This window comes from Microbacterium maritypicum MF109, assembly GCF_000455825.1.
Lineage (GTDB): Bacteria > Actinomycetota > Actinomycetes > Actinomycetales > Microbacteriaceae > Microbacterium > Microbacterium maritypicum_A.
On record NZ_ATAO01000136.1, the window covers coordinates 1 to 268 of the forward strand.

A 268-nucleotide genomic window follows, 5' to 3' on the forward strand; every position below is an offset into this window, starting at 1 on the left:
GTCCACGCTGGGCGGCGGCTTCCCTGTCGACCACGACGGCGATGTACGGCAGCGACGCGGCGAGGTTGTCGCTCACCTGGCCGACGCCGTCCTTCCCGTCGAGTTCCTTGACCAGCGCGGTGGTCGCCGTCTGGAGGTCGTCCGAGCTCGAGGCGCTGACCGTGATCTCGATGTCGCTCGATCCGAAGCCGGCCGAGGCCGAGACCGCGACATCCCCGACATCGTCACCGAGGCCGTCGATCGCATCCTGCACATCCGCGCGGAGCTT

The 268-nt window shown here is 69.0% G+C and carries 1 protein-coding gene; it reads right to left on the reverse strand.

Translation table 11 applies throughout. The features are described 5' to 3' along the window. Positions 1-268: efflux RND transporter permease subunit (locus tag L687_RS28780; RefSeq protein ID WP_040569663.1), on the reverse strand; the 268-nt coding region annotated here is incomplete at both ends.